The organism is Rhizobium sp. 01T437 (assembly GCF_056398505.1).
Window position 1 is genome coordinate 1 of the sequence record NZ_JBFTPM010000040.1, and the last position, 14,100, is coordinate 14,100.

The 14,100-nt window shown below is 59.8% G+C and carries 13 protein-coding genes; 6 read left to right on the forward strand and 7 right to left on the reverse strand.

The window, feature by feature from the left end; genetic code table 11:
• Positions 1 to 53 precede the first annotated feature (53 nt).
• The 4 genes from AC1DM5_RS35055 to AC1DM5_RS35070 form a co-directional block, all read right to left on the reverse strand.
• On the reverse strand, positions 54 to 2,123 hold the full coding sequence (locus AC1DM5_RS35055; RefSeq protein ID WP_011649403.1) for a recombinase family protein: 2,070 nt from the start codon (positions 2,121 to 2,123) through the stop codon (positions 54 to 56).
• A complete protein-coding gene (locus AC1DM5_RS35060; RefSeq protein ID WP_025393262.1) occupies positions 2,110 to 2,289 on the reverse strand; it encodes a hypothetical protein in 180 nt (59 codons plus the stop codon). The genes AC1DM5_RS35055 and AC1DM5_RS35060 overlap by 14 nt, the downstream gene beginning before the upstream one ends.
• Before the next feature lie 332 nt (positions 2,290 to 2,621).
• Positions 2,622 to 3,656, reverse strand: a complete 1,035-nt coding sequence (locus AC1DM5_RS35065; protein ID WP_477976822.1) for a serine hydrolase domain-containing protein — start codon at positions 3,654 to 3,656, stop codon at positions 2,622 to 2,624.
• The gene (locus AC1DM5_RS35070) at positions 3,572 to 4,216 is read right to left on the reverse strand and encodes a serine hydrolase domain-containing protein (protein ID WP_477823878.1); all 645 of its coding nucleotides are present in this window, start codon (positions 4,214 to 4,216) and stop codon (positions 3,572 to 3,574) included. The genes AC1DM5_RS35065 and AC1DM5_RS35070 overlap by 85 nt, the downstream gene beginning before the upstream one ends.
• Positions 4,217 to 4,495: 279 nt before the next feature.
• Between AC1DM5_RS35070 and AC1DM5_RS35075 the strand changes: the two genes are divergently transcribed.
• Positions 4,496 to 4,972 carry a GNAT family N-acetyltransferase gene (locus AC1DM5_RS35075; protein ID WP_477823879.1) on the forward strand — a complete coding sequence of 159 codons (477 nt, stop codon included), beginning with the start codon at positions 4,496 to 4,498 and terminating at the stop codon, positions 4,970 to 4,972.
• An 86-nt stretch (positions 4,973 to 5,058) separates the two neighbouring features.
• Here the strand turns inward: AC1DM5_RS35075 and AC1DM5_RS35080 are convergent, their stop codons facing one another.
• The gene (locus AC1DM5_RS35080; RefSeq protein WP_477823880.1) at positions 5,059 to 5,805 is read right to left on the reverse strand and encodes a glucose 1-dehydrogenase; all 747 of its coding nucleotides are present in this window, start codon (positions 5,803 to 5,805) and stop codon (positions 5,059 to 5,061) included.
• A gap of 106 nt (positions 5,806 to 5,911) precedes the next feature.
• Between AC1DM5_RS35080 and AC1DM5_RS35085 the strand changes: the two genes are divergently transcribed.
• Positions 5,912 to 6,256, forward strand: a complete 345-nt coding sequence (locus AC1DM5_RS35085; RefSeq protein WP_477823881.1) for an ArsR/SmtB family transcription factor — start codon at positions 5,912 to 5,914, stop codon at positions 6,254 to 6,256.
• Positions 6,257 to 6,613: 357 nt separating this feature from the next.
• Here AC1DM5_RS35085 and AC1DM5_RS35090 read toward each other — a convergent pair whose 3' ends face one another.
• A complete protein-coding gene (locus AC1DM5_RS35090; protein ID WP_477823882.1) occupies positions 6,614 to 7,015 on the reverse strand; it encodes a pyridoxamine 5'-phosphate oxidase family protein in 402 nt (133 codons plus the stop codon).
• Positions 7,016 to 7,350: 335 nt separating this feature from the next.
• Positions 7,351 to 10,212, reverse strand: a complete 2,862-nt coding sequence (locus AC1DM5_RS35095) for an ATP-binding protein (protein ID WP_477976830.1) — start codon at positions 10,210 to 10,212, stop codon at positions 7,351 to 7,353.
• Between the two features lie 853 nt (positions 10,213 to 11,065).
• On the opposite strand from AC1DM5_RS35095, the gene AC1DM5_RS35100 reads away from it, so the two are divergent.
• From AC1DM5_RS35100 to AC1DM5_RS35115, 4 genes are all read left to right on the forward strand, one after another.
• A complete protein-coding gene (locus AC1DM5_RS35100; RefSeq protein WP_477823884.1) occupies positions 11,066 to 11,740 on the forward strand; it encodes a type 1 glutamine amidotransferase domain-containing protein in 675 nt (224 codons plus the stop codon).
• A 92-nt stretch (positions 11,741 to 11,832) separates the two neighbouring features.
• Positions 11,833 to 12,129, forward strand: a complete 297-nt coding sequence (locus AC1DM5_RS35105) for a putative quinol monooxygenase (protein ID WP_477823885.1) — start codon at positions 11,833 to 11,835, stop codon at positions 12,127 to 12,129.
• 18 nt (positions 12,130 to 12,147) lie between these two features.
• Entirely contained in the window at positions 12,148 to 12,906 is a 759-nt protein-coding gene (locus AC1DM5_RS35110; protein WP_477823886.1) for an alpha/beta hydrolase, read from the forward strand.
• A 120-nt stretch (positions 12,907 to 13,026) separates the two neighbouring features.
• Positions 13,027 to 14,082 (forward strand): NAD(P)-dependent alcohol dehydrogenase, encoded by a 1,056-nt coding sequence (locus AC1DM5_RS35115; protein ID WP_477823887.1) that lies wholly within the window; start codon positions 13,027 to 13,029, stop codon positions 14,080 to 14,082.
• Positions 14,083 to 14,100 lie beyond the last annotated feature (18 nt).

Sequence of the window (14,100 nt, forward strand, 5' to 3'; positions counted from 1 at the left end):
CCGATTGCCGGACCTGACCGATTGCCGGACCTGAGTCATTGTGCGCTCCTTCTCTAAGTATCTGTAAACATTGGAAGCGTCTCCGTGTCAGCAATGCGACACGGGCGGCCCTTCAGGGCTATCGCGGCTTGGACCGTCGCAGAAGCCAGGTCGCTGACCCTGATTTGATACGGCGCACCGCGAACCACCTGTTCGGCGGACAACACCTTCATCTTTATCAGATGGCGTATTCGATGGTTAGTTACGCCTAATGCCGCCGCAGCCTCAGTCATGGTCAGCCATTCGCCGTCTTTGTCGGCTGATTTGTACGCGTGGATCGCACGTACCCGCCTTACAGAAGCGACCCGATGGGCGGTCCAGGTTTTTCCTTGCCCCGTTGGCATGCCCATTCGATTCAGCGACGCGGCGATATGTTCATCGGACCAGCGACCAGCCATGCTGCGCATCACCGCCAGGGCATCCTCAGTGGTGGCACAACCGTGTTCACCGGTCTGAGGCTTACGGACCTTGAGTTCCGAATGCTGGCCGCCCTTCCAATGGATCGTCAGCACGACGTCACGCACCGCATCGTCGACATCAACGACAATGTCGGCGATGAGTGTACGCAGCAGTTGCTGGCGCACGCGCATGGTCACATCGGGCGACTCCCAGGCAGCTAAGAGATTGTCGGCCAAGTTCGCGAAAGTGCCTGGATCGACCGCTATTGTCGAAGGACTGTCGGCAGGCTTGCGCTCCTCCAGATCCCGCACGCGGCGTAATGCAGTTTCCCAATTCTTCTCAAGCTGCGCGGCGATGAGACGATTGTCGGGATCGCATGCCGCATAGCGACGCTCAGCCAGGCTGGCCTCGTAGCGAGCCTGTTGTAGCTCCAGGTCGTGAATGTGCCGCTGGTCTTCTTGCCGCTCCCGGTGCATCCGCTCTGCTTCAAAGGTCGCTTCGATCGCTAACGGTTCTACCGCGCGCAACAACTCGCGCGCAACCGCCGCATCGACCTTCGGGCCACCGAACGTCATGCACCGGGGCAAGCCCATCATTAGATTCTGCTTGTCGCAGCGATAGACAGGATTGTGTGGATTGCCCGTATAAGCAACACTCAGCCGCCGCCCACACCGTCCGCAGGTCAGGAGTCCCGATAATAACGCTTTGCCGCCACGGCCCGATTTAGTCCCGCCCGAGCGGCCATAATTATTGAGCGCCAATTGCTGTTGGTTGCGCTCGTACTCGTCCCAACTGATGTAACCTTCGTGATGATCCCGGATCATCACCTCCCAGGTGCCGACAGGCTTGCCATGCCCATAGCTGCGACGCGCTCGTCCATCAACGATGGCAGTCCGCTTCTCGCTCTTCCCATAGACGTAGACGCCGGCGTAGAAGGGGTTTTTGAGGATGCCGATTACATTGCGATAACGGACCGGCGTCCAGACGAAGTTGGTCATGCGCCTTTCATCCGACGGCCGCGGAAAGTGGATTTGATCTTTCGTCATCGACAGCAGCACCTGACGCGCGCTTCCAAGCTCGTGGAAGCGTGCGAATATAGATCGGATTACGTCTTGCAGACGCAGATCGGGGTCCAGTCCAAGCCCCGCCTCCCGATGCCAAATGTAGCCGAACGGAACGGAAAGTCGCAATTCGCCACGGCGCGCTTTCGATCTGGCGGCATCGAGCATGCGGGCTCTCAGCACGCCAAGTTCGAACTCGCTGATACTGCCCTTCATCCCCAGCAGCAGACGATCATTGGGCCGACATGGATTGTAGACACCATCGTGATCTATGACGCGGGCTTCAACGAGGCCACATAGTTCGAGCAGATGGTGCCAGTCGCGGCCGTTACGTGCGAGCCGTGAGGCGTCGAAGCATAAAACGGCACCAACTTTGCCGGCGCACAGCAGGGCGACGAGACGATCGAAGCCGGGGCGCGCGACCGTTCCGCTGGCGGAGCGTCCGAGGTCATCGTCGATGACCTCAACGTCGAGAAAGCCGCGCTGTCGTGCGACGTCAACAAGGTCATACTGCCGTCGCTGGCTTTCCAGATTGGTCATCACCTGTGACTGAGTGGACTGCCGAACGTAAACGACGGCCTTGCGTTCAAGCAGCACTGTCGGAATCAGATCAGTGCTGATCATCGTTGAGCTCCTCGACGGCCAGACCGGCCGCCTGCATCAGCAGGCAAGCCAGTGTTGATATCGCCTTCTTGCGATCCTTGTCGCTCAGTCCGTCGAGCGTGCGGGTTTTGAATATCAGGTCGAGCTGCCGGCCCGACGCCGGCACCAGCGTGTTGCGGGATCTCATCATCTTCCTCCTGAGTGATTCTATGTTCACCTCGGAAGAGTGCCGCCTTCGCACCGCCTGAGACCAGTCTGTTCAGTTCGATCAGCGCCGCAAGATCGACGCGTGCCGTTCCCATGGTCATGCCGCTGCACACCACAGGATCAATCATCCACCCCGAAATCGCGATCACGACACCTGTCGGTCCCAAAACCTTCAAAAACCGACCTGTCGCTCGTTCTTCGACGCGCCGAACAGACACCTTTTGGCCGAAATACGGATGCCAGCGATAATGGACTTCGACTTCGTCGCCGACATGGGCAGAATGAACGGGGGATGGCGGATACCGCTTACGATCAAAGCCGGTCGAAGCGGAAATGGCGGACGCGACCGCTGTTCATCAGCAGGCCGTTGACCCGGCCGTCTCCGTCGCGGGTGAAGGTGAACCGGTCGCCATCGCCGAGAAAATGGTCCGGCGCGACGGCTGTCAGTGTGATTTCTCGGGACTTCGCTGACTTGAACACCAGGCCCGCCTCCCTGACCTTCACCTCATAGGGCATGTCGTTTTCGACCGGACGATAGGAGCCGGCCAGATCGGCAAGCTCCATTGGCGAAGGCGTATATGCCGACACTCGCCGGTATTGGTATTCGCGCTTGCCGTCGAGATAGGACGTCAGCTCGGTCGCGGGCTCACCTTTCTGTTGCTCCAACTCGATCTCATAGTTCGGGAAATCGCTGAAACGGAAACGACGATCATCCACTGCTTCAAGGGCATAGCTGCCATACTCGATGTCATAGCCTACCAGCAACTTCCCTTCATGCGGCGCGAGACGGGCGACGCGGCCGGCTAGTCGCGGCTCGGCGTAATAGCCGGTGAGCAGTTCCAATGCATCTGCGTCGGGCTGTGGGAACGGGTTCGGCGTGGGCTCCGGTACCGGCTGCAACACATCCGCGAGATAGATATCGGCGATCTGTCGGACGAGGGCGCTGGGCACGATCGATCCGAAATTGGCGAGGATCGCCACGGAGAAATGCTGCTCGGGAAAGCGGATGATATCGGAGCGGAAGCCGGCATCGCCGCCGGTATGTTCGACGATCGTCGTGCCGCGATAGGTACCGATGCCGAGGCCCGAGGCATAGCCAATTTCACTGCCATCGTTCAGGCGGCCGCGTTCGATCATCGCTGCGATGATTTCAGGTCCTCCCACACGCGCATGGTAGAAATTTTCGTCCCAAAGCGCGAGATCTTCGACTGTCGTCAGCAGGCTGGTCGCGCCCACAGTGTCGAAATTGGTGTTCGAGATCTCTACCCCGAACTCCGTCCCCACATAGCCGTCGGCGACATTCTTGACGACCTCGGCATAGTTGTCGCGAAAGAACGTATTGCGCATGCCGAGGGTTCGAAAATCCGGGCCGAGGTAAAGGCACGCAAGGACTGGCCGCTGACCGCCTTCACGACTTGCGCCAGCAAGGCATAACCCGTGTTGCAATAGAGGTGTTCGTCGCCCGGTTGGAAATTCAGATCCTGCTGCCGGGAGACGACGGCGAGGATGTCGTCGTCGGTGATCAAGTCCTTGGAGTAACGCCAGCCTGCGAGGGACAGCAATTCCCAATGATCGCGGAGGCCGCTGGTATGGTGGAGAAGTTGTCGCAGCGTGATCGGCGCGCCGAAATCGGGCAGGTCGGGCACGTATTTCCGCACGGCATCATCGAGCGACAGTTTTCCTTCTGATGACAGCAGCAGGATTGCAAATGCCGTGAACTGTTTGGAGACGGATGCCGAATGAAAGACAGTGGACGGCCCGGTCGCGATGCCATGGGCCAGATTGGCCATGCCGAAGCCGCGCTTATAGATAACATCGCCATCGCGTATAACCGCAACCGCGCAGCCGGGCGACTCTTGATTATTCCAGGCCTCGAACAGTTGATCGACGCGTTCGGCTTCCGTCATCCATCTCTCCCAAATCATTTTCATATGGCAAGGAAGCGGAGAGCTGAACCTTTCGATCGTAAGTTTGTCGAAGCATCACTACCCATCTTCGCATTAATCGCAACTATGGAGGGTCAATTCGATCCTTGCAATGGACGATCGTACATGGCGGTGGGATTGCGACACCGCTTGCGCTTCTTCTCCTCAGGCCATGTGAGACGTCGATTTCATGAACCGGCTCTGCTATCAATCGGCAGTTGTTGAGTCCCCGCATCTATGGTCCGTCTTTTCGTTACATATATGGAACAGCTTGCGCCGCCGCGTGGGCCTGCCTTGTCGTCTCCGCTTGCGGCTGCCAGCATCGCGGAGGAGCGTCCTGATGCGGACGATTATCTGCGCCTCTATCAATCCATAGGGATGCCCCTGCAATGGGACGAGCGTCTGCGGATGACGAGGGAAGGGCTTCTGGCGTTTCTACGCAGCCGTTCCACTGCACTCTACATTTTGCGGCACGGCGGACGATCGGTCGGGCTCTGTGAATTCGCTGATGTCGGCGAAAGGGATGTGGAGCTGAAGCATTTTGGCCTCGTTCCCGAGGTCCAGGGCCGTCGTCTCGGGCCCTATCTGTTGGATTGGTCCCTCAGGGCGATATGGGCTCATCGGCCTGATCGCGTGTGGCTCCACACCGACACCTGGGATCATCCCAAAGCCAAAGCCACCTACGAGCGTATCGGCTTCAAGGCCTATGCCGAAGTCTGGGAAGAGTTTCCGGACTGATCCCGCCTCGCAAGCCGGCGCGTGCACCGGCAACCGGGGCAGGGTGCGTGCTCCCTGAAAGAGCACGCAGCAGCATCAATCGTCTATCAGCGGAAACCGCCGGCGGCGACCAGTCGTTCGCCAGTCAGCCAACCGGCATCGTCAGAAGCGAGGAAGGTCGCGACCGTGGCGATATCGTTGGGCTGGCCGATGCGTGCGAGCGGGGTCTGGGTCACCGCGGTGCGCTCGAAATCGGAGCCGATGAAGCCTGCGGTGTGCGTGCCTTCGGTCTCGACGATGCCGGGAAGGATGGCGTTGACGCGGATCTTGCGCGGGCCAAGCTCCTTGGCGAGCACGCCGGTGATGGCGTCCACGGCTCCCTTGGTGCCGGTATAGACGGCCGAAGCGGGGGGAGTGAGGCTCGTTACCACGGACGAGATATTGATGATGCTGCCGCCCTCGCCAATGTGTTTGACAGCGGCCTGGGTGGTCAGCAGCAGGCCCAGAACGTTCACGTTGAACTGGCGGTGATAGTGTTCCTCGGTGATCTCTTCGATCGCTCCGAATTCGTAGACGCCGGAATTATTGACCAGCACGTCGAGACGGCCGAATTCCCTGACTGCGGCGTCGATCAATCCCTGTGCCTGTGCCGCCTTGGAAACATCTCCCTGTACCGCGACGGCCTTGCCGCCGGCGGCAGTGATCGTCTCGACGACGGCGTCTGCACCCGCCTTGCTCGAGGCGTAGTTCACCACCACTTTTGCACCTTCAGCGGCGAGCGCCTTGGCAATCGCAGCGCCGATCCCCTTGGAGGCTCCCGTCACGACGGCGACTTTTCCAGCAAGCTTAGACATATCAGTTCCTTTCGACCTGGATTGCCGCCGGGGTTGACGGCATTGTTCCATAGTTCAGAAATTCGGAACTGTTGATCTCGATTTCAAGTGGCCCTATATCAAATTCATGAGACCGCTTTTTCATCCAGCCGTCGAGGACTTAAAGCCGGAAGCGATCCTGTATGCGCTCTCCGACCGCGAGCGCGTGGCGATCTTCGCGCAAATCGCGGGCCTCGGCTCCAGCGGCACGTGCACTGCGCTTTCCAATCTGGGCGGGCGCGTCATCCCCAAATCATCGTTGTCGCAGCATATGAAAGTGCTGCGCGAGGCCGGCCTGATCCGCGGCGAGCGTCATGGCGTGGAGATGCGCAACCACTCGCGCTGCCAAGAAGTGGATGAACGCTTCCCCGGCCTCATCAGGGCCATCCTGAGCGCCTACGGACGGTCGCCGGAAGAGACGAACGCGGGCTGAGCATTTTCAGGAGCTGCTCAGCGGAAAACCGTCCCTGTTGGCCCAAGCCAGACATCGCAAGCGCTACTGCACCGCGCGACAGCGGCGCAGGGTTCCCGGGCTGAAGTGTAGCGATGCGCTCGGCCAGTTCGAACACCAGTCTGGCCCAACGCATTCGTTCGGGGTCATCGCGATTGGTCATCCCGAGAACGAAACACGTCGCCCGAGCCCATGATTCGCGAGCGTTGGGAGCGCCCACATTTGTCTTGATGATCGGGTTTGCTGAGCCGCCGCGATCCTCTAGGTTATCTTGCCCTCAAGGCGGGTGTCACGATTTAGCCGACGCCCTCGGACGGCGACCCGAAGCCGTTGCGTCTGTCAGAATTGAATCTCGATCAGTTCGGGAGGCTCCTTGTTGAAATCGGAATATCGAATCCACCGCGGCGTCGCTTTGAATAGCACGGCCCCTCTGTCGATGAACTCCCTGTCGGCCGGAAGGCTGTTGAGATAAGCTTCCTGGTATTGTTCGATATCCGCGGCAGGAACCTTTGTTGCCTCACCCTCGTATTGAACCGTGATATTGTCGTTCCATCCGACTACGAACGCGACGCCGGGACGCTCCGCGAGATTGTCGAACTTTCGCGTGTCCTTGAAAGTGCTGAACACGATCTCAAGATTGTCGCGCACCGAGAGGTCGATCGTAGCAGCCTCCGGCGTTCCATTACGATGGCATGTCGCGATGACCGCCAAGGTGTGCTTTCTCAGGAATTCAAGGATCATGCGTTTCGTATGAAAATCGTCCATTGTCTCGTCCCTCAGTGAGTATTCTCGATTTTTGTGCAGTCCCACTCGACAGCCCGCCGGCCTCAGCGGAGTTTGGCCGCCAGCGCCGCGAGCTTGCGAGATATGCGTTCACCACCCGACCCAGCCATTGATGCGTCCGTTGTGCTCTTTAGCCTGCCGTTTCTGCTCTACCGTACCATTACGGAGGACCGAATTCTTCGCGCGGAGCTTGCGGGCTACTCGGATTACGCCGCGCGGGTCCGATGGCGGCTTCTGCCGGGTATTTGGTGAGACCAAACCTCCTTAGGAAGCGGAAGCGTGCCCCGCCATGTCTAAAGGTGTCCGAGTGAGGCGAGCAGGTCGGCTGCGGCGGCAAGGTCGTGCGTTTCGAACCCTTCGGTGAATTCGTTATAGATAGGTTGCAACATCTTGCGTGCATCATGCGTTCGCGACGAGACACGCCAGAGCTTTGCGAGATCGCAGGCTGATCGCAATCGCCACGACAACGCGCCGATTTCCTGGGCCAGCGCGATCGACTCGATGAGGAGCGTCTCCGCCTCATCAGGCCGGACCTCGGCCATTAGAATTGAGGCCCGGATGCGTAGAAGCTCGGGAACGCACCACTGCTCGTTCTGCGCATGGGCGCAATCGAGCGCTTCCAGGATGGTGGTGGCGGCGTCCACCAGGCGGCCGCACTTGGCTAATGCGTCCGCAAAACCGCCGAGATAGAAGGGGAACCGCGCCAGATGCCTGATAGTGCGGAACTCCCCGACAGCTTGCTCAAGCAGACCCAGTCCTTCGGCCGCCGTGTGGTCCTGAGCGCATGCCGCTGCACCGCGACAGAAGGTTGCAACCGGCCGCCAGATGACAATGCCATGCCGTATGATTTGCTCGTCGAGCATCGCGGCAAAGCGGCCGCATTCTTGGTAACGCCTGCTCAAAAGGAAGGTCAGGCTAGCCCATGCGAGTGCATTACTCAGCGAAAGCTCATGCCCGGTCTTTCGCCCGAGCGCGATTGTCACCTCCGCAGTACGCGCGGCTGTGTCGGGTAGACCCGTGAGCCACTGGATGTGCGACAGGATATTCCCGACGTCGACGTTTCTATCGTACAGGAAACGTGCGAAGCGCGGATCGTTGGAGTCTTTCAAATAGTTGCCGTAAAAACGCTCAATCCGTTGCCGGGCGCCTTCAAGTCGGCCGATGAACAAGTCGGCTACGGCCAAGTGCGTTTCGCCCGCCGGCAACGCGGAGGGGTCCGCCGCGGCGGCGACTGAAACGAAGGTCTCAAGCGTTCCTATCCCGGCATCGTGTTCGCCGCCGAACAACTGATATGTAGCGATCATCCGCAGACAACGGAGTTGATGGTCGACGTCGTCGATCCGAACGGCAATTTCCAACGCCCGTCGCATGGCGTCCATTGCCTCGGGTATGGCGCCACGCATGAACATCGTCGCGCCTGCGAACGACACCTGAAGCTGCATCTCGGCCGCCGTTCCGACAAGTCCCGCTGCATCCAGTTCCTCAAGCGCCCGCGCTACGCGAACGCGGCATTCTTCGGTAAGAGAGAAGTGGTTCCAGAGGAGGCATCCCGCGACAGAGAGCCGGATGCACAGCGATCTATCCGCGGCAGCCCATCCGATCCAGTCCAGCGCCGAGCGCAGGTCGTCGAGCGCGCCTCCATAGGCATGTGCCCAATCCGGGGCCGGCATTTGAGTCCATTCGCTCGCTGCGTGCTCCAGAACCGCACAAATATGCGCCGCGTGCCGACGGCGGACTACCTCTTCCTCGCCGCTCAGCTGCAGCCGTTCGAGACAGTATCCGCGCGTCGTCTCCAAGAGGCGATAGGCAAGCTTGTCGGCAACGACATCCACCGAAAGCAGAGATTTTGCGACCAGGTTGGCCACGGCATCGATTACCCGCACTCGTTCGAGACCGTCACCGGCGACGGCGCAGGCTGCATCGAGACTGAACGAACCGGAAAAGACCGACAGTCGGCGAATGACCGCGCATTCGCTCTCAGAGAGAATATCGTAGCTCCAGTCGATCATTGCCGTCAGCGTTCGATGGCGCTCGGGGCTGACGCGATGCCCACTCAGCAAGCGAAAACGACCGTCCAGATGCGCGAGCAATCCGTCCATGCCGAAGGAATCCACGCGGGTCGCCGCAAGCTCAATCGCCAACGCAAGACCATCGAGCCGCCGGCAAATTTCCGAGACCGTCAGCGCGTTGGTGTCGCTGAGCTGGAACGACTCAAGCCTGTCGGTCGCTCGGTCTACGAAGAGTTGAATGGCGGGATACCTGAGCGCTTCCGCAGCTTTCAGGTCAGACGACGCGGGTGGCGCGTCCAACCCCGACAGCCTGCGGACGCGTTCGCCTCTCACACCGAGCGGCTCTCGGCTGGTGGCGAGAATCCTGATGCCCGGCGCTTCGGCCAGGATCCGATCCGCACAAAAAGCAGCCGCTTCGATGATGTGCTCGCAATTATCGAACACGAGGAGCATCTCGCAATCGCGGAGATAGCTGCCTAATGCAGCGAGCATATTCGCAGAGTGCGTTGCCAGACCGATTGCAGCCGCGACGGCATAGGGCACGAGCGACGAATCCTTTAACGGCGCCAGATCGATCAGCCAGACACCGTCTCTAAACACCCCGATCGTCTGCTCGGCGACGGCCAGCGCAACCGTCGTCTTTCCGATGCCACCGGCACCGACAACCGACACCAACCGGGATGAATTCAACTCGCGTCTGATGGCTTCAATCGCATCGGCCCTCCCGAAGACCCTCGTTGTCGCGATCGGTAAATTGTGGCTGCGCATTCTCGCTGCCGTTGCGGGTGGCGCGAAGCCAAACAATCTGTTGACCTCGACTGGCGCAATGAACCGATAGCCCCGCCCTGTAACCGTCGCTATATATTGCGTCGTTCCAGCGCCATCGCCAAGGGCTCGCCTCAAGGCAGCCATGTTGACCTTAAGGTTTCCATCATCGACAACGACGTCCGGCCAAACGCGTGTGATCAATTCGCGCTTGTTCACGAGTTCCCCTGGGCGCTCGACCAGTGTCGTCAGGATGTCCAGAGCGCGGCCTCCTATCCGAACAGGGGCATCGCCTTGCAAGAGCAACTGGCGCTCGGGAATGAGCACGAAAGGCCCAAAGGAGAAGGACCGGGAAAGCCGCTCGGCAAGGTCGCTCGTCACAATCTTTTCCCTCAAGATTCCTTCTTGCCGAACAAAACTTGATAGCAGTCTGCTGACCAGCCACCGAAGCGAAAGGGGCAGCGTCCAATTGCGGGGCTGCTTATGAGGCCTATCTGGGCGCCCGCTGGAATGTTGGCACAAAACAGCGGAAACCCGCGAGCCGCTCAAACGGATCGCGGCGCGGTGCTCAGATGAATCTTATCGAACGCGAAACCCGACGCACTCGGACGATCATAAATAAATTGCGAATAATCAATCTATAATAATCGTTCTCGGCCAGTATTGCGAGCATCCCAGGCAATCCTGCGCCGGTTCGAGCAGAACTGATTCAGTTAGCGACGAAGGCCCAAGGCTTTCGGCCGGGATATCAGGCGCGTCGGCGCCTATTGGAGCGGGACCAGCTGGCGAGAAGGTCTCGTCGTCGGAGCTCATTACCAAATTTTACCATGATTAACCGGCGGCACGCGGCATTCCATGTAAACTCGCTGCGTGAGTAGAGATCCAGTTGTCCGACGCATGGATCGGGTCGCGGATGGCCGCTTACAACGTGCGGCGCCCAAGCGGCCGAGCATTTGAAGAAGTCATTTAAGGAATTCAGCACCTCAGGGAGCGGCTATGGGTCCAACGGCACCAGGCGGCGATGGTGAGGTTGCGGTCGCGTGAGGCGCGGATCGGCACAGGATTGCCGAGCACGCGGCGAATGGTGGCGAAGCGCAAAAGCGCCAGGCTACGGAATTAGTTAGCGGCCAGGCAGTGATGCTGTCGCATCGGTGCGAGGTGACCACCGCCATCGAGACGGCGGACGCCGCCTTCAAGCCGCATCCTCGACTGAATCATTTTCAAGGGGAAAGCCATGACAAAACACGTCTTGTTCATCGTCACCAACGCACCCGTGATTGGCCCGCACAGTCGAAAGACCGGCTTCTTTTTCGCCGAGGTCGCTCATCCTTTCGATGTGCTCGACAAGGCCGGGATCGCAGTCGAGTTTTCCTCACCCGCCGGGGGATGGACGCCGTACGACGCGTATGACGAGAAGGACCCTGCTCAGAACGGATTTCTCGAGAGCAAGGCCTTTCGTCGCCTCAATCACAGCCGCAAGTTATCTGAGGTGGACGCCGCGGATTACGATGCCATCCTGATACCCGGCGGCCTCGGGCCGATGGTCGACATCCAGCGCAATGCCGATGTCCAGAAGGCCGTCGTGCGCGCCTGGAGCACGGGCAAGCTCGTGAGCGCTGTTTGTCACGGCCCGTGCTCATTGCTCGGCGTGGACCTCGGTGACGGCACTCCGTTCGTGCGTGGCAAGAAGCTCACATCCTTCTCGAAAAAGGAGGAATATGACTATGCACGAGATGACGTACCCTATGAACTCGAGGACGCATTGAGGGCGGAAGGCGCCGAGTACTCGTCTACGTCCAACTGGGAACCTCACGTTGTCGTTGATGGCCGCCTCATCACCGGCCAGAATCCCGCGTCGGCGGGACCGCTCGCAAAACAGCTGCTCGCCGCTCTGAACGAGCGGGCGTAAGTCTCTGAGCAACCCGGGCATGTCGTCACGACCCGCCCTCTTGCAGGCAGGGGCCGGCATTGCGCGGCTCGCGCATCAGATAGGAATGAACCATGTCCACTCACAGGAAGATTGTGGGTATCCTGACCGCGCGCCCCGGCAAGGCATCCGAACTCGGAGCGTTTCTCTCGGCAATGCGAGTACGCAGCCGGGCCGAGCCCGGAAATCTGCGGTGGGATATCTGGCGAGACAAGGCCAATCCTGACCGCTTCGTGCTCGATGAACTTTATGTCGACGAAGCGGCCGTCGCCTCGCATCGCGATACTGCGCATTTCAAAGACTATGCCGCGGGGATCGGCGATCTCGCCGACCGAACACCGATCACTCTCGACCCAGTCGAGGTCGATTAACCCAGGGGAGAGACTGCGATGAAAAGCGCGATAACAGGATTGCTCGCTGTCATGATCACTGCCGCTTCCGCCGTCGTCGGCCACGCAGCCGACAAGCCTGTGTCCATCGTGCTGGTGCACGGCGCGTTCGTCGATGCCTCGGGCTGGCAGGAGGTCCACGACATCCTTTCCGCCGACGGTTACGAGGTACTGGCTGTCCAGAATCCCACGATTACCCTGCAGGGTGATGTCGATGCCACCAGGCAGGTCATTGCCCGAGCCAGCAAACCGGTCGTCCTGGTAGGCCATTCTTATGGCGGGGCCGTCATTACCGAGGCCGGCAGCCTACCCAAGGTCAAGAGCCTGGTTTACCTGGCGGCATTCGCGCCTGAAGCAGGCGAGTCGGTCTACGACATCGCCACGGCGCCGACGCCGGGCGAAGACAAGGCGCCGCTGCTTCCGCCAAGCGACGGGTTCCTATTGGTAGACTCGGCGAAGTTCCCGACGTCCTTCGCAGCGGACGTCGATCCCGCCAAGACCAAGTTCATGGCCGAGTCTCAGGTTCCCTGGGGGCTCGGTGCTGTAGAGGCCAAAGTCACCGCGCCGGCGTGGAAGGACAAGCCCACCTACTTCATGGTGACAAAGAACGACCACATGATCCCGCCCAGCCAGCAGCGTTCCATGGCAGCGCGTGCCGGCGCCAAGGTCATTGAAGTCGACTCCAGCCACGCCGTCATGCTTTCGCATCCCCAGGACGTGGTGGATTTTATCACTAGCGCGGCCGCGCCGTCGAACTGAGACAACGCGCCCATACCGTCTTAACGCCCTTACGAAGAGTGCCGGAAGGATTGAGCAGAATATTGCGGTTGCAGAGGCAGCCGTCGACGAAGCCAAGATTATCGAGGAGAGGAGAAACCCATGAGAGCCGCGCGCATACTCCAATATCACAAGCCGCTCGTCCTGGAAGACATAGCGGTTCCCGATATCAACGCGGACGAAGTTCTGGTCAAGGTTGCGGCATGCGGGATGTGCCGCTCCGACGTTCTTCTGGTCGACGGATTTTTCCAGAATTACGGCGATATCCCGCCGCCGGTCATCCCGGGCCACGAGATTACCGGCACGATAGACAAAATTGGCAGCGTTGTTCCGAAGGCCGCAGGGCTCGAAGAAGGTGATCATGTCGTGGTCGCGCCCGGATGGGGCGATGGCGTATGTCGCCATTGCCAGGTCGGCAACACGCATATCTGCGCCAACGTGCGTTGGCCCGGCTTCGGCACCTATGGCGGCTTTGCGGAATATATTCCCGTTCCGGCACGCTACGTGATCAAGGTCGCGAAGCATTTGAAATTTGAAGAGCTTGCTCCACTCACCGATGCCGGATTGACGCCCTATCGCGGCATCAAGAAGATCCGCGATGCCGGTGGCCTCGGACCTGATCGGGTGATCGGCGTGTTCGGCATCGGCGGCCTCGGTGCCTACGCGGTCCAATATGCCAAGCTGCTTGGCGCTGGTGCGGTCGTCGTTGCATTCGCCCGCAATCCGGACAAGCTGGCCATCGCAAAGAGCTATGGAGCCGACCACATCATCGATATCAAGGGCAGGTCCGCTGGCGATATCGGCAAGGAGCTCAAGAAGGCCACCGGGCAGGACAAGCTCGATGCGATCATCGATTGCGCTGGCGCGCGGGAGATGATGCAACTGGGTTTCGCCTTGTTGGCGATCAGTGGCCACTATGCAGATGTCGGCTTCATCGCCGATCGCATCGACATTCCGTTGTTCCCACGAGTCTCCGGCGAGCAGACATTTCATGGGTCTTTCTGGGGCAATAACGCCGACCTCAGCGAGGTGATGGCGCTCGCCGCCGCAGGCAGGATCCAACACACTATCAAGACAATCAGTTTCGATGAGATCAACGAATATCTCGATCTCCAGCGGGACAATAAAGTCGTCGGGCGGGCAGTCGTGAAGTTCTGATGCCGTCAAGTCCCGACG

Coding starts and splice junctions, on each gene's coding strand:
- AC1DM5_RS35085 (WP_477823881.1), top strand. CDS start 5,912: ATGAGACCGCTTTTTCATCCAGCCGTCGAGGACTTAAAGCCGGAAGCG.
- AC1DM5_RS35055 (WP_011649403.1), bottom strand. CDS start 2,123: ATGATCAGCACTGATCTGATTCCGACAGTGCTGCTTGAACGCAAGGCC.
- AC1DM5_RS35075 (WP_477823879.1), top strand. CDS start 4,496: ATGGAACAGCTTGCGCCGCCGCGTGGGCCTGCCTTGTCGTCTCCGCTT.
- AC1DM5_RS35080 (WP_477823880.1), bottom strand. CDS start 5,805: ATGTCTAAGCTTGCTGGAAAAGTCGCCGTCGTGACGGGAGCCTCCAAG.
- AC1DM5_RS35090 (WP_477823882.1), bottom strand. CDS start 7,015: ATGATCCTTGAATTCCTGAGAAAGCACACCTTGGCGGTCATCGCGACA.
- AC1DM5_RS35065 (WP_477976822.1), bottom strand. CDS start 3,656: ATGCGCAATACGTTCTTTCGCGACAACTATGCCGAGGTCGTCAAGAAT.
- AC1DM5_RS35100 (WP_477823884.1), top strand. CDS start 11,066: ATGACAAAACACGTCTTGTTCATCGTCACCAACGCACCCGTGATTGGC.
- AC1DM5_RS35070 (WP_477823878.1), bottom strand. CDS start 4,216: ATGACGGAAGCCGAACGCGTCGATCAACTGTTCGAGGCCTGGAATAAT.
- AC1DM5_RS35110 (WP_477823886.1), top strand. CDS start 12,148: ATGAAAAGCGCGATAACAGGATTGCTCGCTGTCATGATCACTGCCGCT.
- AC1DM5_RS35115 (WP_477823887.1), top strand. CDS start 13,027: ATGAGAGCCGCGCGCATACTCCAATATCACAAGCCGCTCGTCCTGGAA.
- AC1DM5_RS35060 (WP_025393262.1), bottom strand. CDS start 2,289: ATGAGATCCCGCAACACGCTGGTGCCGGCGTCGGGCCGGCAGCTCGAC.
- AC1DM5_RS35105 (WP_477823885.1), top strand. CDS start 11,833: ATGTCCACTCACAGGAAGATTGTGGGTATCCTGACCGCGCGCCCCGGC.